Origin of the sequence: Streptomyces sp. NPDC047130 (assembly GCF_040643475.1) — a bacterium.
Taxonomy (GTDB): Bacteria; Actinomycetota; Actinomycetes; order Streptomycetales; family Streptomycetaceae; genus Streptomyces.
Genome location: NZ_JBEYUK010000014.1, coordinates 119,928 through 142,902, shown reverse-complemented (window position 1 = coordinate 142,902; position 22,975 = coordinate 119,928). Strand labels below are relative to the sequence as shown.

Below are 22,975 nucleotides of genomic sequence, written 5' to 3'. Positions count from 1 at the left end.
CAGGGCAAACGCAGCAGAACCGGGGAGCGCCCCCGAGGTGAACGGCCACCGACGGGACCGGAAACGGTGCCGTCGGGGTGACCGGTGCTACCGGGCGTTCGGTGGCCGCTGCGCGACGCGGGTGGCCAGGTCGTCGTCCGTGATCTCCCGGACCACCCGGCACGGCGTGCCCACGGCGACCGTCATCGGGGGCACGTCACGGCTGACGACGCTGCCCGCGCCGATGACCGAGCCGTGGCCGATGCGTACGCCGGGCAGGACGACGACGTTGCTGCCGATCCACACCTTGTCCTCGACGACGATCGGCTCCGAGAAGCGGCCGAAGCCCTCGCGGCGTGCGGGGTGCACCGGATGGCCCGTCGTGGTCAGGGTCACGCTGGGCGCGATCATGACTCCGTCCCCGATGCGGATCTCCACGTCGTCGACGAAGGACAGGTAGGCGTTGCCGAAGAAGTCGTCGCCGATGTGGACGTTGCTGCCGTACGCGGCGTGGAACGGCGGCAGCAGCACGGGGCGCTCACCTACCGAGCCGAGGATCGCGCCGAGCAGCGCCCGCCTGCGCGCCGGGTCGGAGGGCGGGGTGTGGTTGTAGGCGAAGATCTCGTCCTCGCGGCGCAGCGGGCCCAGGAAAGCCGCCTCCGACTCCGTGTAGACCAGGCCGGCCGCGATCCGCGCACGGACCTCGGCCTCTGCCGCTGCCCGAGCTCCGGCCTGTGTCTCTGTGTCTGCCGCGGCCTGTGCTCCGGCCTGTGTCTCTGCCTCCGCCACGGCCCGTGCTCCGGCCTGCCCCTGTGCCTCGCGTGCGTGCTCGTGCGTGTCTCCCACGACGTCTCCCACGGCGGAACTCCCCCTCCCCGGGCGGGCCGGCGCCCGCCCCGACCGACCTTACGGCGGAGGCGGCTTTTCCACGTCGCGTCCGCGCAGGTCGGCGGGAACGGGCCTGTGCTCGGGACGACCGGTGCCGGATACTCGTCGCCGTCCGAACCGATCCGCCCCGAGAGGCATGCGCATGCGACTGCCGGAGCGCCCGGTGATCTCCGGGTTCCACCCCGACCCCAGCGTCTGCCGGGCGGGGGACGCGTACTACCTGGCCTGCTCCAGCTTCGAGTACGCCCCGGGTGTTCCGCTGTTCCGCTCCGAGGACCTCGTGCACTGGGAGCAGATCGGCCATGCGCTGGACCGGCCGTCGCAGCTCTCGCTGGACCGGGCGGGCCCCTCCGGCGGCATCTACGCGCCGACGCTGCGGTACCACGACGGCCGGTGCTGGATGATCACCACCAACTTCAGCGACCGCGACGGGATGCTGCTGGTGACCGCCGAGGACCCGGCCGGACCCTGGTCGGACCCGGTCTGGATCGACGCCCCGCCCGGCGTGGACCCCGACCTCGCCTGGGACCGGGACGGCACCTGCCACGTCAGCTGGTCCGGTACGGACGACGCCGGGCGCACGGTCGTCGTGCAGGCCACGCTCGATCCGGTCGGCGGCAAACTCCTGGACGCGCCGCGGCAGTTGTGGGGCGGCACCGGCGGCAAGTATCCGGAGGCACCTCACCTCTACCGGATCGGCGAGCACTGGTACCTGGTCGTCGCGGAGGGCGGAACCGAACGCGGTCACGCCGTCACCGTCGCCCGCGGACCGTCACCCTCCGGGCCCTTCGAGCCGGGTCCGCACAACCCCGTGCTGACGGCGCGCGGTCTGGGCACCACCGTGCAGAACACCGGGCACGCCGATCTCGTGCAGCGACCGGACGGCAGCTGGGCCATGGTCTTCCTGGGTGTGCGGGCCCTCGGCGGAACCCCGCACTGGCACGTGCTGGGCCGCGAGACCTACGCCTGCGAGGTCGTGTGGGAGGACGGCTGGCCCCGTCCGGGCGACCCGATCGAGCCGCGGTCGCCGGCGGAACTGACCGAGGAGCTGACCGGGCCGGACCTGCCGCTGTCCTGGGTCGCGGCGGGCCGGTTCCCGGCGGAGGTGCTCGGGCCCGCGGAGTCCGGCGGGCTGCGGATGACCGCCGTGGAGGGGGACGGCCGGGCGTTCGCCGGGCGTCGCCAGCAGCACCTCACCACGCGCACCCGGGTCACCGTGGACGCCTCGCACGGCGCCGGAGGGCTGGAGTTGCGCGTCGACCCCCGGCACGCCGTCACCGTGGAGGCCGGCGACGGCGCGGTGCGGGCCGTCGCCACGATCGGCGGGGTCCGCGCGGTCCTGGGCGAGCCGGCCGAGGCCGGGCCCGTCGTCACGCTGGAGCTGCGGACCGCGCCGCCGTCCGGCCCGGCCCCCTCCCACGTCCCGGGGCCGGACGAGATCGTCGCCGGCGTCGTGACCGCCGACGGCTTCCGGGAACTGGGCCGGCTGGACGGCCGCTACCTCTCGACGGAGACCGCGGGCGGCTTCACCGGGCGCCTGGTCGGCCTCACCTGCTCACGGGGCCACCTCACGGTCGCCTCGTTCACCCACCGGGGAACCGACTGGGCTGCCTGACCGGTCCGTCCAGGCCGTCCCAGGCCGTCCCAGGCCGTCCCCTTCCGGGACCGTCGAGGCCGTCGAGGAGCCGCTGAAGGCCGAACGTGAACAGCGCTGCCGCCCGGTCAGGGGGAGCGGCGGACATCGCCCTGCCGGGCCACGGCACCGAGCGGACCGCCGCACCCCGCCCCGGCGCTTGAGAGCGCTCTCAACAGGACGGCCGGAACCGCCACCTATCGCCCCGAAGCGGCGTCCCGCTGTGCGGCAAGTGTTGACACCCGCCCCCGGGAGCCCTACGTTTCCCGCGTCCTGAGAGCGCTCTCTTCCCCGCTCCCAGGAGGTTCGGAACCGCTCCTCCCCCACGATCCATCACGTCCCCCCGATGCCCCCGTGATGACAAGAGGTGTCTCCATGCCATCCCTCCCCCCGCGGCCGATCCGGCCGATCCGGCCGATCCGGCCACTCCGGGCCTTCCGGGCCTCCCGGCCCCTCCGCGCCTTGAGGCCCGCCTCGGTGCTGGTCATGGCCGCGTCGCTGGCCGCCGTCGGGCTCGGCCCCGCGGCGGCCCCGGCCGCGGCCGCCACCGTGCCCGTGGGCGCCGGAAGTTACTCGGACACCCGTCCGGCCGGCACCTCCGGTCCCACGACCAACACCGGCACGCCGGTCAAACCCAAGGTCACCGCCGCCGCCCAGGGGAAGCCGGTCCCCACCAACGACTGGTGGTCCTCCCTGGCCTTCCAGCGGTACGGCGACAACCCGTACTCCACCCCGATGTACGGTCACCCGCTCACCTACCAGGCCGTCGCCGGAGGGCTGGAGGTCGGCTACCCGACGACCCCCGCCATCGTCGGCGACGGACGGCAGTACGAGTTCGCCCACAAGCGCGACCTGACCGTCGGACTGACCGGGCTCAACTCGCCCGACACCAAGGCGGACGCCTGGTCCGACTGGACCGTCACCCCCTACTGGTCCGACGGTGCCCGCACCCTGCGGACCACCATCGGCCACGGCATGCCCTTCGTCTACGCCCAGGGCTCCGGCGGCAACGCGCGCATCAGCACCGCCGCCACGCCCACCGTCTTCTCCGACCAGGGCAACGTCCTCGGCATCACCGTGGGCGGCCACCACTACGCCCTGTTCGCGCCCACCGGCGCCGACTGGAACGTCTCGGGGACGGAGATCACCGCGGGGCTCGCCGGCAAGGACTACTTCTCCCTCGCCGTCCTGCCGTCCACGAGCGCCCTGGCCACCTACCGCAAGTACGCCTTCAGCTTCGTCACGGGGTCGAAGGTCGACTGGAGCTACGCGTCGGGCACCGTCAGGGCCACCTACTCGCTGACCACCGAGGCCAAGGAGGGCACCGAGCGCGGCGCCCTGCAGGCCCTGTACCGGCACCAGTGGCTGCACACCACCGACGCCCTCACCTCCCACACCTACGTCTCGCCGCGCGGCCAGATGAAGGTCCGGGAGGGCGCCTCCTTCAGCACCAGCATGAAGGCGGCCCCCTCACTGCCCCAGCTCCCGCGCAGCAGCGCGCTGGACACGGCCCGGCTGCGCGGCTACCTGAACGACGTCGCGAACTCCTCGGACCCGTTCTCCGGCGCCACGGACACCTACTGGACCGGCAAGGCACTCGGCAAGCTGGCCCAGCTGGTCACCATCGCCGACCAGATCGGTGAGACCGCCACCCGCGACAAGCTGCTCGGCCTGATCAAGGGCAGGCTGCAGGACTGGTTCACCGCGGGCGGGGCCAACGAGTTCTCCTACGACAAGGACTGGAAGACCCTTACCGGCTACCCGGCCTCGTACGGCAGCGACACCGAGCTCAACGACCACCACTTCCACTACGGCTACTACGTCCACGCCGCCGCGATCGTCGCCCAGTACGACCCGCAGTGGGCCGCGGACTCCGCCTGGGGCGGCATGGTGAGGACACTGGTGCGCGACACCGCCAACCCGAGCCGCACCGACGGCTCCTTCCCCTTCCTGCGCGGCTTCGACGTCTACGCCGGGCACGGCTGGGCCTCCGGCCACCAGGGCTTCGCCGCGGGCAACAACCAGGAGTCCTCCTCGGAGTCCACCAACCTCAGCGCCGCCCTCGTCCTCTACGGCTCGGCCACCGGGGACACCTCGCTGCGCGACCTCGGCGTCTTCCTCCTCACCACGGAGAGCGAGGCCATCGCCCAGTACTGGTTCGACAAGGACCAGCAGGTCTTCCCCAGCTCCTACACCCACGACACCCTCGGCATGGTGTGGGGCAGCGGCGGCGCGTACTCCACCTGGTGGACCGCCAACCCGGAGGAGATCCACGGCATCAACACCCTCCCCGTGACCGCCGCCAACGCGCTGCACCTGGGCGCCCACAAGGAGGCCGTCCGGCGCAACCTCGCCGAGATGGAGCGGGAGAACGGCGGGCCCGCCGTCGAATGGCGGGACATCCTCTGGGAGTTCGAGTCGCTGGCCGACCCGGCTGCCGCCAAGGCCAAGTGGGACGCCGGGCACGCCGGGTACACCCCGGAGGCGGGCGAGTCCAAGGCGCACACCTACCACTGGCTCACCGGCATGGACACCGCGGGCGCACCCGACACCTCGGTGACCGGCGACATCCCGACCTCCGCCGTCTTCTCCAGGAACGGCACCCGCACCTACGCGGCGCACAACCACGGCTCCACCGCGCGGACGGTCACCTTCTCCGACGGCCGGACGCTCAGCGTGCCCGCACGGTCCACCGCGACCGCCACCGGTCCCGGCGGCACCGACCCGGGCACTCCCCCGGTGTCCGGCAACACCTTCCGGCTGCGCACCGGCGGCGTGCTCACCACGGCCACCGACGGCTCGGCGGGCAGCGACACCATCGCCTCGGCCGGCGGCACCAACCGCGACGGCACGCCCCACCAGCCGCTGGTCTACGAGGTGAAGGGCGTCAACGGCACCCTCACCTCGGGCGGTTCGACGTCGTTCCGGCTGGCCGTGGACGCCGGCACCTCGGTCGGCCTCGGCCAGCAGGCCCGGATCAGCTACGACCTGACCGGTGACGGCACCTTCGACCGGACGGAGACGTACCACTACTTCGCCACCGACCCGGTGTCGGGCTGGGAGCGCTACGACCAGACCCGGGGCCTGAAGTCCGCCACCGGCACGCTGGGCAACCTGCGGGGCGGGACGGTACGGGTGGAGGTCTGGAGCGCGATCGGCAACGCGACCTCGCGGCTGCAGACGAACTCGGACGCCTCGGTGCTGGTCATTCCGTACAGCTGACGGGATCCGCCGGCGGCGGTCACCGGGGTCCGCCCGGTGACCGCCGCCGTGTCGCGGCCACCGCGTCGCCGCCCCCGCGTGCGCGCACGCCCCGGCCGGCCCCCTCAGGCGGAGGCCCGCCGCACCAGCGTGGTGGGGGTGATCACGGACGCCGGGACGGCCTCGCCCGGGCGGTCCAGCAGCCGCATCAGCAGCCTGACCATCAGCCGGCCCATGCCCGCGATGTCCTGGCGGACGGTGGTGAGCGGCGGGTCGGTGACCCCGGTGACCGCGGCCATGTCGTCGAACCCGACCACCGCGACGTCCTCGGGCACCCGCACGCCCCGCTCCCGCAGGGTGCGCAGCGCGCCCGCCGCCATCAGGTCGTTGGCCACGAACACGGCGTCCAGGCCGGGGCACCGGTCCAGCAACTCGGCCATCGCGCGGGCGCCGCCCGCCTCGGTGAAGTCCCCCTGGCACAGCAGTTCCCCGGGCGCGTCGACCAGGACGTCGCGGTACCCGTCGACGCGGTCCAGGGCGGCGACCTGGTCGCGCGGACCCGCGATGTGCGCGATCCGCCGGCGGCCCAGGGAGACCAGGTGACGCACCGCCTCCCGCGCGCCGCCGCGGTTGTCGCAGTCCACGAACGGCACACCGGGCACCGGGCCGGAGGCCGGGCGCCCGCCGAAGACCGCCGGGACGCGGGTGCCGGCGATCAGGGCCGCCAGCGGGTCGTCCGTGTGCAGGGAGAAGGCGAGCGCCCCGTCCACGTGACCGCCCTCGAGGTAGCGGGCGATCCGGTCCTGGTCACTGGAGCCCTCCGCCCACAGCAGCACCAACTGGGCGTCGTGAGCGCTCAGTTCACGGCTGATGCCGCGCACCTTCTGTTCGAAGAACGGGTCGGAGAACACCCGGAACTCGGGCTCCGCGATGATCACGGCCACCGCGCCGGTGCGGCGGGTCACCAGGGAACGGGCCGCGTGGTTGGGCACGTACCCCAGTTCCTCGACCGCCCGGCGCACCTTGTCGGCCAGGGGCGGGCGCACCCCGGCGGCCCCGTTGACCACCCGGGAGACCGTCGCCCGGGACACCCCGGCCCGTTCCGCGACGGCCTCGAGTGTCGGTCGTGGTCCCCTGGTCTGTTCGGGCAAGGCCGGGCTCCTCGTCTGCGTCTACCGGTCGGCCCGGTCCGCCGGGTCCGTGTCCCCGGGCCGGCGGGCTCCCTCGCCGCCGCCCCCGCCGGTCGCCCGGCCGCCGACCAGGATAGGGGCAACGGCGGCCCCGCTGAGAGCGCTCACAGCGAGGCCGCCGAACCGTGACATCACCCGGCTCCGGGCACGGTTCACGCCCGGTCAGGCGTACCGCTCCCGGAGTTCGATCCTGCGGACCTTGCCGGAGACCGTCATCGGGAAGGAGTCCAGCACCGCCAGGCGGCCGGGGATCGTGTAGTGGGCCAGCCTGCCCTCGCAGAAACCCCGCACCTCCTCCAGGGCCGGCGGGTCCTCGGGGTCGCGGGGGATCACGCGGGCGAGCACCTTCTCGCCGTACCGCTCGTGCGGGACTCCGGCCACCTGGACGTCGGCGACCTTGGGGCGGCGGTAGGGGAACTCCTCGATCTCACGGGGGTAGATGGTCTCCCCACCCCGGATGATCATGTCCTTGATGCGGCCGACGATCTCCCCGTAGCCGTCCTCGCGCATCACGGCGAGGTCGCCGGTGTGCATCCAGCGGGCGGCGTCGATCGCCTCGGCGGTCCGCTCGGGGTCCTGCCAGCATCCGAGCATCACGCTGTAGCCGCGGATGCGGAGTTCTCCCGCCTCGCCGCGCGCCACGGTGGCCACCCGCTTCATCACCTCCACCGGGCAGGGCGAACCGGCCATGATGCCGGTGCGCAGGGTGGAGAGGTCGTAGGACGCGAAGTCCGGGAGGCGAGCTCGGCGGCGTCCACGGCCGCTGGGCCGCGGTGGCGGCCGCGCGCCGGGCGGGGGGCCTGCCGTGACCGCCGCGCGGTGGTCCGCGCCCTCGGGGCCGGGCGCGCCGGCGGGGGCATGCCCCGGCCCGCCGGCGCGGTGCCGGCGGGCCGGGGTGCGGTCGGCTCCGTCAGGGGTCCGACCCGTCAGGCGGCCGGGCGTTCCTTCCGGCACGGGGTGGCCGGCTGCGCGCCGTGGCCGTGGTGGCCCGGCTTGTCCTTGCAGGGCTTGCCGTGGCCGTGGCCGTGGCAGTGCTTGCCGTGGCACGGCTTGCGCTCGACCTGGACGGTCGCCGAGTCGGTGTCCGAGCGGACCCCGCCCTCCGCGGTGGCGACGGCGTTGTTGGTGATCCGGCCCTGCCGCGCGTCCTCCTTGGTGACCACGTAGGTCCCGGTGCAGGTCATGGCCTCACCCGGCTCGAGCGTCGTGTCGGGGCAGACGACCCGCCCGACGCGGTCGTCCCGGACGGCGACCCCGTCGAGCGGGGAGTCGCCGGTGTTGGTGACGACGTACGCGTAGGAGACGGTCTCACCGACCCGGTAGGTGCGGTCGTCGTCGACCCGCTTGTCGAGGGTGAGTCCGGACTCCCCGCCGCCGGTGACCTCGATGCGCGCGGTGTCCTCGGGGGACTCGACCGTGGTCCCGTCGAAGTCGCCCAGCGCGCGGGCCCTGTTGGTGACCGAACCGGCCCGGCCGTCGGCCTCGGTGACCACGTAGGTGCCGGTGCAGGTCGTCTCCTCACCGGGCCTGAGCGACGTGTCGGGGCAGCCGACGGTCGCCACGCGGTCGTCGGCGATCCGGACGTCGGTGAGGGTGGTATCGCCGGTGTTCCGGACGAGGTACTCGTAGGTGACGGTGTCCCCGACGCGGTAGGTGCGGTCGTCGTCGACCCGCTTGTCGACCGTCAGCCCGCTCCGCAGACCGGCCACCTCCACCTGCGCGGCGTCGAAGCCGGACTCCACGGCGGTCTCGCCGGACCGGCCGAGGGCCTGGGCGACGTTCACCACGTAGCCGTCCGTCGCGTCCTCCGCGGTGACGGTGTACTCGCCCCGGCAGGTGGTGGCCGCGCCGGAGGCCAGGGTGGTGGCCCGGCAGGTCACGTCGTCCACCCGGTCGTCGTCGACCCGGAGGCCGGTGATGTCCGTCCCTCCGGTGTTGGTCACCGTGTAGAGGTAGGTGACGACCTCGCCCACCCGGTACTCGCGGGGATCCGCCACCTCCTTGACGATGCTCAGGCCGGGCGCGCCCGGCGCGAGGATCTGGATCCGCGCGCTGTCCGGCTCCGACTCCGTCTGCCGGGCGAGGAAGCGGCCCCTGGCGAAGGCCTCGTTGACGACGTTGCCGTCGGCGACGTCCTCCTCGCGCACGATGTACGTCCCCCGGCAGGTGGTGACCGCCTCCGGAGCGAGCGTGGTGTCGTCGCAGCGGATGCCGGTGATCCGGTCGTCCACTACGACGAGGTCGGTGATCTCCAGGTCGCCGACGTTGGTGACGCGGTACTCGTACTCGACCCGGTCACCCACCTCGTAGGCGCGGGAGTCGTCGACCGACTTGTCCAGGAGCAGTGCCAGGGAGTTGGCGACACCGACCGTCATGTCGTCCTCGGCCGACCGGACGCCCTCGCCGTCCGCCCGCCCGACGGCGGTGGCCACGTTCTTCACGAAGCCGTTCTCGGCGTCCGCCTCGGTCACGGTGTATCTGCCGACGCACTTGGTGGTGTCGCCGTCCTCACCCTCCGGGGCGAGGGTGAGGACGGCGCAGTCGATGCCGGTGACGCGGTCGTCCTCGACGGCGAGAGCGGTGATCTCCACCGGCCCGGTGTTGCTCACCGTGTAGCGGTAGGTGACCGTTTCGCCGACCTGGTAGGTGCGGGTGGCGTCGGCGGTCTTCTCGATCCGCAGCCCCGGTCCGCGCTGCACGGGCAGGGTGAGGTCGGCGGGCGGTGCGTCGACCCCCGTGCCGTTCGACCGACCCGAGGCGTTGGCCACGTTCCTGACCTGTCCCGCCTCGGCGTCCGCGTCGGTCACCGCGTAGGTCCCCGCGCAGGTCATCGACGCCCCGACGGCGAGGGTGGTGCCGGGACAGGAGATCTCCGTGACCCGGTCGTCCCTCACCGCGACGTCGGTGAGCGGGGTGTTCCCGCTGTTGGTGACGACGTACTGGTACGGGACCTGCTGCCCGGGGCGGAGGGGCAGCGGGATCTCCGGGTCCCTGGCCACCTGCTTGACCAGGTTGAGCTGCGGGAGGTCGGCGGCCGGGTGGACCGTGACGTTGCGGATCAGGTGCACGTCGGTCCACAGGCCGGTCGACGCGCCGAAGCCGAACTTGTAGGTGGAGGGCACCGGCCGGGGGGCGGGGGCGCTCAGCACCTCCTGGAAGCCCTCGCCGTCGAGGAAGTCGATCCGCACGGTCACCACGGGGTCGTCTCCGGGCGAGACCTCCACCTGCACACGGCGGCGCGACGGTTCCAGCAGCGCCTCGGCCTGCTGCGGGGTGGCGTCGGCGGGGATGCTGGTCGTCGGCCCGTGCAGGTCGCCGGGCAGGGTGCTCGGCCAGGGCCCGGTGGTGCTGTCCAGGTTCTCGGCGGTGGAGGTGAGGAAGCAGTAGCCCTCGGTTCCGTGGCCGGGGCCGCGCAGGGTCACCTTGTTCGGCTCGGACGGACGGATGGCGGTCCCGGCGGGCGAGCGGGTCTCGCAGCCGTTGCCCCGGTGCTCCCAGTCGCCGAAGTAGTTGCCGAGGACGTCGAGGCCGACGCCCAGGTAGCCGTGGTCGACGCCGGGCAGGAACTCCTCGCCCGGGTCGTCGTCGGGCAGTTTCTGCGCGTAGCCGAGGCTGCCGCCGAAGGCGCCGGGCGCGGTCAGCTCGGCGGCGCCGTCGATCAGGAAGAAGGAGATCCCGTCGGCCGCCCGGGAGGTGGTGCTGCCGTACTGCCACTGGTCGAAGGTGACCACCACGCCCTGGTTGGCGGGCAGGGCGTGGTTGTACAGGACGGCGGCGGACTGGTCGGGGTCGGCACTGGTGAGGCGGAGGTAGCCGTGCGGATCGGCGTCGTTCGGCGGGATCGGTCCCGCCCCTCCGGGCGGACAGCCCGTCAGCTCGTGGGGCCCCGTCGGCGGCGGGGCGGACGCCTCGGGCGCTCCGGTCAGGCACGCCGGGCCGTACCCGACGAACTGCGGGTCGGCCGTGGCCCTGGTGAACGTCTCGTCGACCAGCGGCACGCCCGCCGGCTGGGCCTGGGCCGCGGGATGCAGCCCCAGACCGGCGGCCACCATGCCCGCCACACCCAGTGCGCATCCGACGCGGCGGCGGGCGCCGCCGCGCGAGGACGGCGATCTCAGAAATGATCTCATGGCCGGAACGTAAGGTCATGGGCCGATGTGCGCCTGCCCGGTGTGCCGACCGGAGGGCGACACACCACCTGGGTGGCGTGTCGCCCCTGCAAGCGGGTGCGCGCACGTGTCGTGCCGTCACCCCTCGACGCCGGCAGTGCGCGTGTCGTGCCGTCATGCCCGCGAGGCGGGCGCGGCGCCGCCTCCGCCTGCTCCCCGGCGCCGCGCCCGCCGTCTCACAGCGAGGGCACGAACGGGATCCCGGCCGGCTTCGCCTTCTCCAGGTGCGAGACGTAACTGCTGTCCTTGAGACCGAAGTTGGCACTGCCCCAGTTGGCCTGGGAGAGCTTGTCGCGCAGCCCCGCCGGGTAGCCGCCCCAGCCGACCAGCGGCGGGTACTGCCAGGTCGCCCGGTGGTTCTCCGGCGGCTCGTCCCCGGCCGAGGCGGCGCGGAAGCAGTGGGTGCTCACGCCGTCCTTGTGGTAGACGACCTTGGGGTGGGTGCCCTCCCACGGGATGCGGTCGCGGTCGTGGACGGTGAAGGAGCCGTGGTTCGAGGTGGCCACGAAGCGGGCGGTGTCGGTGGCCTGCTCGACCCAGACCACGATGTGCTCCCAGTCGTGCCGGTGGCCTCCGATGCTGGTGCCGGGGAGAGCCTGGTCCTTCTCGAAGTAGAGGCCGTAGATCACCGCGCACCAGCCGTTGTTGCAGGTGACGCGGGAGTAGGCGTTGGTGTTGCCCAGGTCGAAGGAGTCGCGGCAGTCGCCGTTGAGGGCGCCGGTGGGGTTCAGTCCGCCGTTGAGCGAGCCGTCCGGGCCGATGGCGGGCGTGGGGTAGCAGCCGTCCTTGTCGTAGTCGAGCGCGGGCTGGAACTGCCGCTCGAGCGTGGTGGCGTTGGCCGGCAGCGCGGCGGGCGGGGCCGCCTGCGCGGGCCCCGCGAGGGCGAGCAGCAGGGCGAGGGCGCCACCGGTGGTGGTGAGTGCGCGCGCGGTGCGGCGGGTGCGGGGTCTGGCCGGGGAGGCGTTCCGTACGGGCAAGGCGTACTCCCTAACACGTCTGTGGGCGGGGGGACTTGAGACGCCGGACGGTGCGCGTCTCGCACAGGGACACCCTGCCGGAAATTGATGACGTGCTCATGAAAAACGGCCCAACAGTGCCAGGAGGAACGGCCCCGGCCGCGGCGCGGCGGTGTGCGCCGGCCCGCGGCCGGGGCCGGGTGCGTGGCGTCAGAGCTGTTCGAGGACCGCCATCGCGGCGTTGTGCCCGCCCAGCGCGGAGACCGCGCCTCCGCGGACCGCGCCGGAACCGCAGAGCAGCACCGACGGGTGGCGGGTGGCCACGCCCCAGCGGGCCGCGGGGGTGGCGAGGTCCGCGTCGTCGGGGGCCCAGGGCCAGGCCAGGTCGCCGTGGAAGATGTGGCCGCCGGGCATCGCCACGTCCGCCTCGACGTCCTGGGGGATCTTGGCCTCGACGCAGGGCCGCCCGTCGGCGTCGCGGGCCACCACCGAGTCGATCGGGTCGAGCAGGTGCCGGTCCAGGGAGGCGACGGCCCGGCGTACCGCCTCCGCCTTGCGCGCGTCACGGGTGGCCGGGTCGGCGAAGAGCGTGGCGGGGAGGTGGAGGCCGAAGTAGGTGAGGGTGTGGGTGCCCTCCGGGACGTCGCCCAGGACGGAGGGGTCGGTGAGCGAGTGGCAGTACACCTCACCGGGGAGCCGGCGCGGGATGCGGCCGGCGGCGGCCTGGGCGTGGGCGGCCTCCAGGTCCGCGTAGTCCTCGTCGAGGTGGAGGGTGCCGGCGAAGGCGACACGGGGGTCGGCGCCGGACTTCAGGCGGGGCAGCCGGTCCAGCAGGAAGTTGATCTTGAGCTGGGCGCCCACCGGTTTGCCGGCCGGGTCGCGGTCCGCTCCGAGCAGGCCGTCGAGCACCCAGGGCGCGGCGTTGGAGAGCACGAACCGGGCGCCGAGCACGGTCCCGTCCGCGACGGCGACCTCGGCGCCGTCCGGTCCGGGTCGCACCGCGGTGACCTCGGCCCCCGTCACCAGCTCGGCGCCCGCGCGCAGGGCCGAGGCGGCCAGGGCGTCGGTCACCGCGCCCATCCCGCCGACCGGGACCCGCCACTCCCCCGTTCCGTTGCCGATCAGGTGGTAGAGGAAGCACCGGTTCTGGATCAGCCGGGGGTCGTGGAGGGCGGCGAAGGTGCCGATCAGGGCGTCGGTGGCGACCACGCCGCGGACCGTCCCGTCGGTGAACCGCCGCTCCAGCGTCTCCCCCAGGGGCCTTCGCACGATCTCCTCCCACACGCCGGCGTCGACCCGGGCCCGCAGCGCGCCCTCCCGGGGCAGCGGTTCGGTGAGGGTGGGCGCCAGGACCTCGGCGAGCTCGCCCACCCCGGCGTAGAAGGCGCTCCAGGCCTCGTACTCGGCGTCCGACCCGGTCAGCCGGCGGAAGCTCTCCCGTGTCGCCGGGCCCTCGGGGCGCTCCACGAGCAGTCCGCCGGGCATGCCGTCCCGCAGGACCGGGGTGTAGGAGGCGGTGGAACGGGAGGCCAGTTCGAGTTCCAGCCCCAGGTCGTCCACGATCCGGTCCGGCATCAGGGAGACCAGGTAGGAGTAGCGGGAGAGGCGGGCCGGCCGCCCCGGGAAGGCCCGCGCGGAGACCGCGGCGCCACCGGTGCGGTCCAGGCGCTCCAGCACGACGACGGAGAGGCCCGCGCGGGCGAGGTAGGCCGCCGCGGCGAGTCCGTTGTGGCCGCCGCCGACCACGACGACGTCGTAGGCGGTGCGGCTCGTCCTGATCGATGTCATGGCCCATACCCTCGCCCACGGCCGGGGGCCCTGGGCAGGGGCGCGCGCGCACGGACCGGCGGCACCGGCCCGGCGGCACCGACCGGCGGCACCGACCGGTGGCACCGGCCTGCGGGCACGGACGCGCGTGCATGGACCCCGGTGCACCGGTGACCCGGAGGATGTACGCGAGGGGCCGCCGGAAGGGAACCCGGCAGCTCGAGGGACACGTTCCACCGGTGCGAGTACTGTGAGCGCACGCTGCCAGGGGGAAGGACCAGAATATGATCATTTTCGGCACCAAGGGCTACCTGTACCAGCTGGCCATGCTGACGCTGGTGTGCGGCAACTGCGGCAACCCCTCCGCGCACGCGCTGCGCAAGCACGTCACGAAGTTCACGCTGTTCTTCGTGCCGCTGTTCCCCGTCTCGGTGAAGTACTCGTCGCAGTGCACCTTCTGCGGCACCCAGCGCCGGCTGACCGCCACGGAGGCCGAGCAGTTGCAGGCCGGTGCGGCGGGCGGACCGGGCCACCCGGTCCACGGACGGCCGCAGCAGCCGTACCAGTCCTGACGTCCTGACGCTTCCGTCACCACGCCGGTGCCGCCGGGTCGAGCGTTGCGGGTCGAGCGGGCGGGTCGAGCGGGCCGGCCGGGCGGGCGACGGCGGACCGGAGCGGTCCGCCGTCGCCGTGCGCCCGGCGGGCGTCCTAGCGGTGCGAGCGGAACTCGACGACCTGCTGGTAGGTGGGGCGGTTCTGCCAGCTGATCGGGGCGTGGGTGATGCCGCCGAGCGCCCGGTGGATGACGGCGTCGGCGCACCACTGGTCCCCCGCGTCGCAGTGCTCGTCACCGGGGTAGACCTGGGCGGCGGTGCGGCCGGCCGCCTCCTTCAGCGTGCGGGCCAGCACCTCGCGGCAGTCGGCCAGGTCGCCCGCGCCGCAGTACGGACGGGCCAGGCCGCCGCGCACCTCCTCCCCGAGCACGGCGCGGAGGTCCTTGTCGACATGGCTCCACCAGCCGTACTGGAAGGCGCTGCCCGCGTGCCCGCCGGTGGGACCGTGCGAGGCGCCCGGCGGTTCGTCGATCGGCAGGTTGGCCGTGAAGGCGTCGTACAGCTCCTCGCCCAGACCGGGCGTGAACTGGGCCTCCACCAGCAGCGGCCACCACGCGTCGAGGATCCGGACGGCGTCCGCGTGCGCGTACCGCTTCGAGCCGCGTGAGGTCTCCGTGCGCAGGGCGCCGTCCTGGACCCAGGCGGAGAGCCGGTCGACCGCGTCGGCGACCGCGGGGTCGTCCGCCGGGCCGCTGCGCAGCACCCTCAGCAGCCGGGGCAGCACCTGTTCGGCGCGCAGGTCCGCCAGGCCGGCCTCCGCCATGGCGCGGGTCAGCGACGCCCGGGTGACGTTCCCGTCCTCGACGAGCGCGGCGACGCGGTCGTCGAGCAGGTCACCGCGGTGCACGGAGCCGCTGCCCCAGGAGGCGACGGTGTACCCGTGGGCGAGCTTGTTGTTCCAGGAGATGTAGTAGTCCTGGTCGAGCGACTGCGGGTGCTGGGCGGGTGGCGTGTAGTCGGCACGGTTGTCCGACGGGTCCCAGTCGCGCCACTCGTAGCGGGGGTCGGCCCAGGCCGGGAAGTCCGGATCGACGCCCGCGGCGCGGACCGGGTTGTCGCCGCTGTTGTAGTAGGCGGTGCGTTCGGAGTCGGCGTAGAACCAGTTGAACGTGAAGTTGATGTGGCGCGTCGCCTCCTGGAAGGTCTCCGGGCCGGTGACGTGGCCGGGGTCGTTGAGCATCTGGAAGCCGATGATGGAGTCGACCTCGTGCCGGTAGGAGGAGCGCAGGCTGGTGTAGGCGACCTTCTTGCCGCCGACGGTGGCCCGGTACTCCACCGGCCCGTACCTGGTCAGCCAGGCCCGCATGGTGTAGGAGCCGCGCGGGGTGGAGTCGGCGACGGTGGGCTTCCAGGAGTTGGTGTGCTCCACCTTCTCCATGGCCACGCACTCGCCGCGGTACAGGTAGTGGTGGTCGTCCTGGCACAGTTCGACGGCGTAGGTGTCGGTGATGTCCTGCGCCGAGGTGGTGGCGGACCAGGCGTAGTCCTGACCGCGGCCGAGCTGGACGTACATCGACAGTCCGGCGAACGAGGCGCCGCGGGCGCTGATGCCGGGTCCCTGGATCTCCTGGAGCAGCAGGAGCTGGGGGGCGAAGTAGCCGGTCTGGGGACCGAAGACGGCGACGGGGTGGCCGCTCGCGGTGTGCTCCCCGCTGACCACCAGGGCGTTCGACATGCCGCGCCGGGCGGAGCCGACGGCGGCCTTCGCCGCCGCCTCGGTGACGGCGTCCGCGGCGGTGGTGGCGGCGCTCCCGGTGCGGTTGTGCACCAGCGGTTCGCGGGTCACCGATCCCGGGTCGGGCAGGGCCGCGCCCCGCGGGTCGGCGGGCCGGCCGGCGTACGGGAAGCGGGCGCCGCGGACGGTCACCGCGGCCTCCGGGTCGTCGCGTTGACGGAAGGACTCCCAGACCCGGGTGCCCTCCTCGACGCCGTAGCGGGACTGCGCGGCGAGCAGCGAGAGGGCGTTCTCCACCTCGCCCCCGCCGCCGGAGCCGAAGAGCGCGCCGATCACGGAGGCCAGCGCGACCAGGTCGGTCAGCTGGAAGCGCTCGATCTTCCCGAGGTTGAGGAGGGGGTCCTTGTGTCCGGTGAGCACGTACTCGCCGGGGAAGTAGCGGCCCCGGTCGGCGGCGTCGATGTAGGCGTTGATGCCGTCCAGGTAGGCCTGGGCGTCCGCCAGGGCCTGCCGGCCGCGTTCGCCGTTCTCGGCGGCCACCCGGTCGATCTGGGCCTTGAGTTCGGCCTCGGTGTAGGGGGCGGACCGCCAGAACTCCTGCTCCAGGGCCTGGTTGCCCGGGGCGCCGCCCGCGAAGGAGGTGAGCTGTCCTCGGCCGACGTGGCGGAAGACGTCCATCAGCCACAGCCGGTCCTCGGCGGCCGCGTAGCCGGCGCCGAACTCGGTGCCGTAGCGGGTGGTTCCGGTGATGTGGGGCACGCCGGTGGCCTTGTCGCGGACGATCGTCACGTCGGTGCGTCCGGCGGGCCGCTTGGTGGAGGCCACCTGGTCGGCGGGGACGCCGAAGGAGGCGTCGTTGAAGAAGTCGTCGATGGTGGAGGCGGTCAGCTCCGGGTAGCCGGTGGCCAGATCCGCGTAGGGGCCGAGCTGGTCCCCGCTGTGCGCGGGGATGAGTCCGGTGGTCTGGTCGAGCAGGATCTCGGCGAGGGTCGCGGTGCCGTCCGCGCCGGGCGGCAGGATGTCCGAGCAGCCGTCGCCGCAGTGGTCGGGGACCGCGGCGGCCGCCGGGGCGGCGGGGGCCGGGGCCTCCGGTGCGGCGGCGGACGGGAAGACCGGGGTCAGCAGGGCGCAGAGCAGGGCGCCGGTCACCAGTCCGGCGCCTCTGCGGGCGGTGCGTCTGCTCGGGGCGGTGCGTGGGGTGTGCCGAGTCACGGCAGCTCCTCCCGACGGGAACGGGGGCAGGAGGTTACCGCCGGTAGTCGATCCGTTAGAAGACGCGGGCACGCCAGTTTCCGGGCAGGGATCGCGGGGTTTGTGAGCAAGGGGTGGAGGGTATCCGCGCCCTCGGGACCGACCGGGGCGGCCGGGCGCGGAAGGCGTCCGACGCGGCCTCCGGCGGGTTTCCCGTCCGCCGAACCGCCGCTTTTATTACGGGCATCGGGCGCCTACACGCCCAGACCGTTCCGTATGGAGTGCGGTGGGGGAGCCCGTGGACCGGGGCCGGGCCGGGCGCCGGAAGGCCCCCCGTATCGTGGGCGCATGGATCTTCGATTGCCCAGGTGGCCACGGAAACGTGTGCTCGCCGCGGCCGCGACCGCCGTCGTGCTCGCGGGCGCCGCGTCCGCCGGGATTGCGGCGGCCACGGCCTCCGGGGACGACGCGCCCCCGGTCCGGCACGCCGAACAGATGATGACGATGGACGGCGGGGTGCGGATCGACACCTCGTACTTCACCTCCGGCCCGTCCGAGGAGCGCCGCCCGGCCGTCCTGCTCGGCCACGGTTTCGGCAACGACAAGAGGGAGGTCCGCGAGCAGGCGGAGGAACTCGCCCGGGAGGGGTACGCGGTCCTGACCTGGTCGGCCCGCGGTTTCGGGCGGTCCACCGGGAAGATCGGCATCAACGACCCGAAGGCCGAGGTCGCCGACGTCTCCCGGCTGATCGACTGGCTGGCCACCCGCCCCGAGGTGCGGCTGGACAAGAAGGGCGACCCGCGGCTGGGGGCCGCGGGCGCCTCGTACGGCGGCGCCATCGCCCTGCTGGCGGCAGGGCACGACGGCCGGATCGACGCGCTCGCCCCCGCGATCACCTACTGGAACCTGTCGGACGCGCTCTTCCCCGACGGGGTCTTCAAGAAGCTCTGGGCCGGGATGTTCATCAACTCCGGCGGCGGCTGCTCCCGTTTCGAGGAGGAGCTGTGCCGGATGTACGAGCGCGTCGCCCAGTCCGGCAAGCCGGACGTCGAGGCGATGGAGCTGCTGGCCGAGCGCAGCCCGGTGGCCGTCGGCGACCGCATCAAGGCGCCCACGCTGCTGCTGCAGGGCCAGAGCGACTCGCTGTTCCCCCTGGACCACGCCGACGAGGCGGCCCGCGCCATCCGCGCCAACGGCGCCCCGGTGGCGATCGACTGGATCGCCGGCGGCCATGACGGCGGCGACTCCGAGGGCGACCGGGTGCTGGCCCGCACCGGGGCCTGGTTCGACCGCTACCTCAAGGGCGAGGAGGGCACGGACACCGGTCCCGCCTTCCGTGTCACCCGCACCGGCGGCGTGGACTCGCGGGACGGCGACGCCCAGCTCGCCGGGGCCACCTCCGAGGAGTACCCCGGTCTGAACGGCGACCCGCTGCGGGTCCCGCTCGCCGGGAAGGAGCAGCGGGTGGAGAACCCGGCGGGCGCCGCGCCGCCGGCCGTCTCCTCCCTGCCGGGCATCGGCGCCGCGGCCGGCGGCGGCATGTCCCAGCTCTCCGCACTGGGCGTCGGCGTCTCCCTGGACCTGCCCGGTCAGTTCGCGGCGTTCGAGTCGAAGCCGATGACCGAGGACGTCCGGATCACCGGGTCCCCGACGGCGACCGTCCACGTGGAGTCCACCGCCGAGGAGGCGGTGCTCTTCGCCAAGGTCTACGACGTCGGCCCGGACGGCCGCCAGCAGGTCCTGCCGTCGCAGCTCGTCAGCCCGGTACGGGTGCCGGCCGGCCAGGACGCGCGGCTCGCGCTGCCGGTCGTCGACCACGAGGTCCGCTCCGGGCACCGGCTGCGGCTGGTCCTGGCTTCCACCGACCTCGCCTACGCCTCCCCGGCCGCCCCGGCGACGTACACGGTGTCCCTGCGCGGCGACCTGATGGTGCCGACCGCCGAGGACGTGCGCACGGCGGCCACCCCGCTGCCCGCCCGCGTCTGGTGGCTGCCGCTGGCCGGTCTGGTGATCGCGCTCGCGCTGATCGTCACCGCACGCCGCCGGGCCGCCACCCCGCCGCCGTCGGCGGAGCTCGCGGAGGTGCCGCTGGAGATCGTCGGGCTGAGCAAGCGGTACGCCGGTTCCCGCGACCGCTACGCGGTGAAGGACCTCTCCTTCCGGGTGGAGCGGGGCCAGGTCCTCGGCCTGCTCGGCCCGAACGGCGCGGGCAAGACCACCACCCTGCGGATGCTGATGGGGCTGATCCGGCCGGACGAGGGCGAGATCCGGGTCTTCGGCCACGCGATCCGGCCCGGCGCGCCGGTGCTCTCCCGGGTCGGCGCCTTCGTCGAGGGCGCGGGCTTCCTCCCGCACCTGTCGGGCCGGGAGAACCTGGAGCTGTACTGGCGGGCCACCGGTCGTCCCGCGGAGGACGCCCACCTGGAGGAGGCGCTGGAGATCGCGGGGCTGGGCGACGCGCTGGAACGCGCGGTGCGCACCTACTCCCAGGGCATGCGGCAGCGCCTGGCCATCGCCCAGGCGATGCTCGGGCTGCCGGACCTGATGATCCTCGACGAGCCCACCAACGGGCTCGACCCGCCGCAGATCCGCGAGATGCGCGAGGTGATGATCCGGTACGCGGCCGGCGGCCGCACCGTGATCGTCTCCAGCCACCTGCTTTCGGAGGTGGAGCAGACCTGCACGCATCTGGTGGTGATGGACCGGGGCCGGCTGGTGCAGGCCGGTCCGGTGGCGGAGATCGTCGGCACCGGCGACACCCTGCTGGTGGGGACCGCCGAGCCGGTGGCCGCGCCGCTGGCCGAGAAGATCGCCGCGCTCCCCGAGGTGGACACCGCGGTGGTCACCGACGACGGCCTGCTGATCCGGCTGAAGGCGGGCGGCGGCACCAGCCGTCTGGTCTCCGAACTGGTGCGGCTGGACGTGCCGGTGGAGTCGGTGGGTCCGCACCGGCGCCTGGAAGACGCGTTCCTCACCCTGATCGGAGGCTCCGCATGAGCACGCTCACCGAGCCCGCGGCCGCCCCGGCGCGGAACGCGACCGCCGACGGCTACCGGCCGGGCCGGACCCTGCCGCTGCGCGTCGAGTTCGTCCGGCAGCTCAAGCGCGGCCGGACCCTCGCCGTGGGAGCCGTGCTGACGCTGCTCCCGGTGGTGATGGCGGTGGCCTTCGCCATCGGCGACGACGAGGAGGGTCCGGGCCGCCGGATCAACCTGATGGACACGGCGACGGCGTCCGGGGCCAACTTCGCGGCGACGTGCCTGTTCGTCTCGGCGAGTCTGCTGCTGGTGGTGCCGGTGGCGCTGTTCTGCGGCGACACCGTGGCCTCCGAGGCCAGCTGGTCCTCGCTGCGCTACCTGCTGGCGGCTCCGGTGCCCCGGATGCGGCTGCTGTGGTCCAAGCTGGCCGTCGGACTGACGATGAGCCTGGCCGCGATGGTCTGGCTGCCGCTGGTGGCGCTGGCCGTCGGCTCGGTCGCCTACGGCTGGGGCCCGCTGCGCGTTCCCACCGGGGGGTCGCTGCCGGTGACCGACGCGCTGTGGCGGCTGGCGGTGATCGTCGGCTACCTGTTCGTGTCCCAACTGGTGACCGCGGCGCTGGCGTTCTGGCTCTCCACCCGTACCGACGCGCCGCTGGGCGCGGTGGGCGGCGCGGTCGGCCTGACCATCGTGGGCAGTGTGCTGGACCAGGTGGAGGCGCTCGGCGCGTGGCGCGAGTTCCTCCCCGCCCACTGGCAGTTCGCCTGGGCGGACGCCATCCAGCCGCAGCCGGTCTACGACGGGATGCTGCAGGGCATGTCGGTCTCGATCGCCTACGCCCTGGTCCTCTTCGCGCTGGCGTTCCGCGGGTTCGCCCGCAAGGACGTCGTGTCCTGACCGGCGACGGGCTCGCGACAAGGCGGCCGGGGTGCGTGGTTCAGCACCCCGGCCGCCCTCGTCCTTCTACCGGTCAGGCACGCCAGGTGTCGTTCAGCGTGACCCGGCCGGTGGCCGGCACGGTGAGGCTCCGGTTGCTCCCGGACTCCCAGGTGACCGCTCCGGCCGCGTTCTTGCGCACGTACTTGTAGGCGCAGGTCGTCCCCGCGGGCAGGGTGACGTCCAGGCTCCAGACCGGGTAGGCGGCCGGGTCCAGCTTGGGCGCCTTGGCCGTGTCCCAGCCGCCCAGCTGGGCGCAGTCGCCGGCGACGTGGATGTTCTCGCCGGGGACCGTGGTGGCGTTCACCTGGAACGAGGCGCCGCCGCCCGGCTGCGGCTGCACGCCGCCGGCGCAGGTGCGGGCCCCGGCGTGCAGGGCCACCGCGGTGCCGGCGCCCAGGGTGGCGGTGAACTGGCCGGCCGAGTTCACGGTGACGTTCCGCCCGGACTGGACGTCGCAGTAGTCGCCGGCGGGCAGCGAGGTCTGGAAGGTCCGCGAGAACGAGGTGGTGGTGTGGTTGATCGCCACGTAGGCCTTGCTGCCGCGGCCGAAGGCGATCCGGTCGCCGCCGTCGTCCCACCAGTTCGTCACCGCCTGTCCGCGGGCGGTGTTGCGCCAGGCGACCATGGAGGAGATCTCCCGCCAGTCGTGCTGGCACTTCCACCCGTCGCTGTAGCAGGCGTTCACCTGGCCGCCGTTGGGGGGACCGGCGTCGTGGTCGGTGAACTCGTAGCCGGAGTGGACGTCCGGGGAGCCGTAGGGCCAGGCCAGCATGAAGACGCCGGCGAGGGTGTAGGTGGAGCCGCTCTTGTAGTTGAGCGTCTCGCCGTTGCGCTCGGTGTCGTGGTTGTCGACGAACACGCCGGCCTTGGCGGAGCCCAGGTAGCCCCAGCTCTCCCCGAAGTTCTTCAGGTAGGCCAGGTTCTCGTTGGTGAAGATCCGCTTGAGGTCCCGGGCGTAGCGGAACTCCTGCACGTCACCGGTGTTGACGTACTCGTCGGGCTGGACGGCTTCGCCGGCGCCGTGGATCACCTCCTGCTTCCAGTAGGCGTTCGGGTTGGTCAGCCGGGACTTGATGTTCGCGAGGTCGGCCGCGGGCATGTGCTTGGCGGCGTCCACCCGGAAGCCGTCGACGCCGAGCGAGAGGAGGTCGTTCATGTACGCGGCGATGCGCCCGCGGACGTAGTCCTCGCCGGTGTCCAGGTCGGCCAGGCCGACCAGCTCGCAGTTCTGGACGTTGCCCCGGTCGCCGTAGTTGTTGATCTGCGAGGTGCAGTTGTCGAAGTCCGGGGCCGAGTAGATGCCCGGGTAGTTGTACTTGGTGTAGGCGGAACCGCCGGTGCCGGTGCCGGAGCCGGCCGACATGTGGTTGATCACCGTGTCGACCACGACCTTCACGCCCGCCGCGTGACAGGTGTCGATCATGTTCTTGAAGGCCGTGCGGTCGCCGAGGCGTCCGGCGATCCTGTAGCTGACGGGCTGGTAGGAGGTCCACCACTGCGAGCCCTGTATGTGCTCCTGCGGGGGCGAGACCTGGACGTATCCGTAACCGGCGGGGCCGAGCCGGTCGGTGCACGCCTTCGCCACCGAGGCGAACTTCCACTCGAACAGGACGGCGGTCACGTCCTTGTCGCCGGGCGGGGCGGCCTGCGCCGGGGTCGGCGTCGCCACGACGGCCGTCGCGACACCCGCCACGAGGGCGAGAGCCGCGGCCATGCTCTTTCTGGCCATGCGTCCTCCACGAAGGGGAGAAGGGAAACTGCGGGGGGAATCCGGGGGCACGGTGGGACAACGCGC

The 22,975-nt window shown here is 73.4% G+C and carries 12 protein-coding genes and 1 pseudogene; 5 read left to right on the top strand and 8 right to left on the bottom strand.

The window, feature by feature from the left end; genetic code table 11:
* Positions 1-87: 87 nt before the first annotated feature.
* A complete protein-coding gene (locus ABZ836_RS18735) occupies positions 88-669 on the bottom strand; it encodes a sugar O-acetyltransferase (protein WP_361143571.1) in 582 nt (193 codons plus the stop codon).
* A 340-nt stretch (positions 670-1,009) separates the two neighbouring features.
* Between ABZ836_RS18735 and ABZ836_RS18730 the strand changes: the two genes are divergently transcribed.
* Both ABZ836_RS18730 and ABZ836_RS18725 read left to right on the top strand, forming a co-directional pair.
* On the top strand, positions 1,010-2,482 hold the full coding sequence (locus tag ABZ836_RS18730) for a family 43 glycosylhydrolase (RefSeq protein ID WP_361143497.1): 1,473 nt from the start codon (positions 1,010-1,012) through the stop codon (positions 2,480-2,482).
* A gap of 504 nt (positions 2,483-2,986) precedes the next feature.
* The gene (locus tag ABZ836_RS18725) at positions 2,987-5,722 is read left to right on the top strand and encodes a glycosyl hydrolase (RefSeq protein ID WP_356134875.1); all 2,736 of its coding nucleotides are present in this window, start codon (positions 2,987-2,989) and stop codon (positions 5,720-5,722) included.
* A 104-nt stretch (positions 5,723-5,826) separates the two neighbouring features.
* Here the strand turns inward: ABZ836_RS18725 and ABZ836_RS18720 are convergent, their stop codons facing one another.
* From ABZ836_RS18720 to ABZ836_RS18700, 5 genes and pseudogenes are all read right to left on the bottom strand, one after another.
* A complete protein-coding gene (locus ABZ836_RS18720; RefSeq protein WP_356134810.1) occupies positions 5,827-6,852 on the bottom strand; it encodes a LacI family DNA-binding transcriptional regulator in 1,026 nt (341 codons plus the stop codon).
* 201 nt (positions 6,853-7,053) lie between these two features.
* A pseudogene (locus ABZ836_RS18715) lies at positions 7,054-7,629 on the bottom strand (AMP-binding protein); the annotation flags it as partial.
* Positions 7,630-7,817: 188 nt separating this feature from the next.
* Positions 7,818-11,021: a hypothetical protein gene (locus ABZ836_RS18710; RefSeq protein ID WP_361143493.1), complete on the bottom strand. Its 3,204-nt coding sequence runs from the start codon at positions 11,019-11,021 to the stop codon at positions 7,818-7,820.
* Positions 11,022-11,236: 215 nt separating this feature from the next.
* On the bottom strand, positions 11,237-11,953 hold the full coding sequence (locus tag ABZ836_RS18705) for an NPP1 family protein (protein WP_361143567.1): 717 nt from the start codon (positions 11,951-11,953) through the stop codon (positions 11,237-11,239).
* Positions 11,954-12,226: 273 nt separating this feature from the next.
* Positions 12,227-13,804: an NAD(P)/FAD-dependent oxidoreductase gene (locus ABZ836_RS18700; RefSeq protein WP_361143490.1), complete on the bottom strand. Its 1,578-nt coding sequence runs from the start codon at positions 13,802-13,804 to the stop codon at positions 12,227-12,229.
* A 263-nt stretch (positions 13,805-14,067) separates the two neighbouring features.
* Here ABZ836_RS18700 and ABZ836_RS18695 point away from each other — a divergent pair, with 263 nt between their 5' ends.
* Positions 14,068-14,355: a zinc-ribbon domain-containing protein gene (locus ABZ836_RS18695; RefSeq protein ID WP_356134804.1), complete on the top strand. Its 288-nt coding sequence runs from the start codon at positions 14,068-14,070 to the stop codon at positions 14,353-14,355.
* A gap of 136 nt (positions 14,356-14,491) precedes the next feature.
* Here ABZ836_RS18695 and ABZ836_RS18690 read toward each other — a convergent pair whose 3' ends face one another.
* Positions 14,492-17,284, bottom strand: a complete 2,793-nt coding sequence (locus tag ABZ836_RS18690) for a penicillin acylase family protein (protein WP_361143487.1) — start codon at positions 17,282-17,284, stop codon at positions 14,492-14,494.
* A 327-nt stretch (positions 17,285-17,611) separates the two neighbouring features.
* Here ABZ836_RS18690 and ABZ836_RS18685 point away from each other — a divergent pair, with 327 nt between their 5' ends.
* The gene (locus ABZ836_RS18685; RefSeq protein ID WP_361143484.1) at positions 17,612-20,260 is read left to right on the top strand and encodes an alpha/beta fold hydrolase; all 2,649 of its coding nucleotides are present in this window, start codon (positions 17,612-17,614) and stop codon (positions 20,258-20,260) included.
* On the top strand, positions 20,257-21,138 hold the full coding sequence (locus ABZ836_RS18680; RefSeq protein WP_361143481.1) for an ABC transporter permease: 882 nt from the start codon (positions 20,257-20,259) through the stop codon (positions 21,136-21,138). The genes ABZ836_RS18685 and ABZ836_RS18680 overlap by 4 nt, the downstream gene beginning before the upstream one ends.
* Positions 21,139-21,211: 73 nt before the next feature.
* On the opposite strand, the gene ABZ836_RS18675 is transcribed toward ABZ836_RS18680, so the two are convergent.
* The gene (locus tag ABZ836_RS18675) at positions 21,212-22,909 is read right to left on the bottom strand and encodes a carbohydrate-binding module family 20 domain-containing protein (RefSeq protein ID WP_356134796.1); all 1,698 of its coding nucleotides are present in this window, start codon (positions 22,907-22,909) and stop codon (positions 21,212-21,214) included.
* Between the last annotated feature and the right edge of the window lie 66 nt (positions 22,910-22,975).

What these genes read in the sequence shown, in the direction of transcription:
- ABZ836_RS18730 (WP_361143497.1), top strand. Translation starts at nt 1,010, where the DNA reads ATGCGACTGCCGGAGCGCCCGGTGATCTCCGGGTTCCACCCCGACCCC.
- ABZ836_RS18725 (WP_356134875.1), top strand. Translation starts at nt 2,987, where the DNA reads ATGGCCGCGTCGCTGGCCGCCGTCGGGCTCGGCCCCGCGGCGGCCCCG.
- ABZ836_RS18710 (WP_361143493.1), bottom strand. Translation starts at nt 11,021, where the DNA reads ATGAGATCATTTCTGAGATCGCCGTCCTCGCGCGGCGGCGCCCGCCGC.
- ABZ836_RS18700 (WP_361143490.1), bottom strand. Translation starts at nt 13,804, where the DNA reads ATGACATCGATCAGGACGAGCCGCACCGCCTACGACGTCGTCGTGGTC.
- ABZ836_RS18695 (WP_356134804.1), top strand. Translation starts at nt 14,068, where the DNA reads ATGATCATTTTCGGCACCAAGGGCTACCTGTACCAGCTGGCCATGCTG.
- ABZ836_RS18685 (WP_361143484.1), top strand. Translation starts at nt 17,612, where the DNA reads ATGGATCTTCGATTGCCCAGGTGGCCACGGAAACGTGTGCTCGCCGCG.
- ABZ836_RS18680 (WP_361143481.1), top strand. Translation starts at nt 20,257, where the DNA reads ATGAGCACGCTCACCGAGCCCGCGGCCGCCCCGGCGCGGAACGCGACC.
- ABZ836_RS18675 (WP_356134796.1), bottom strand. Translation starts at nt 22,909, where the DNA reads ATGGCCAGAAAGAGCATGGCCGCGGCTCTCGCCCTCGTGGCGGGTGTC.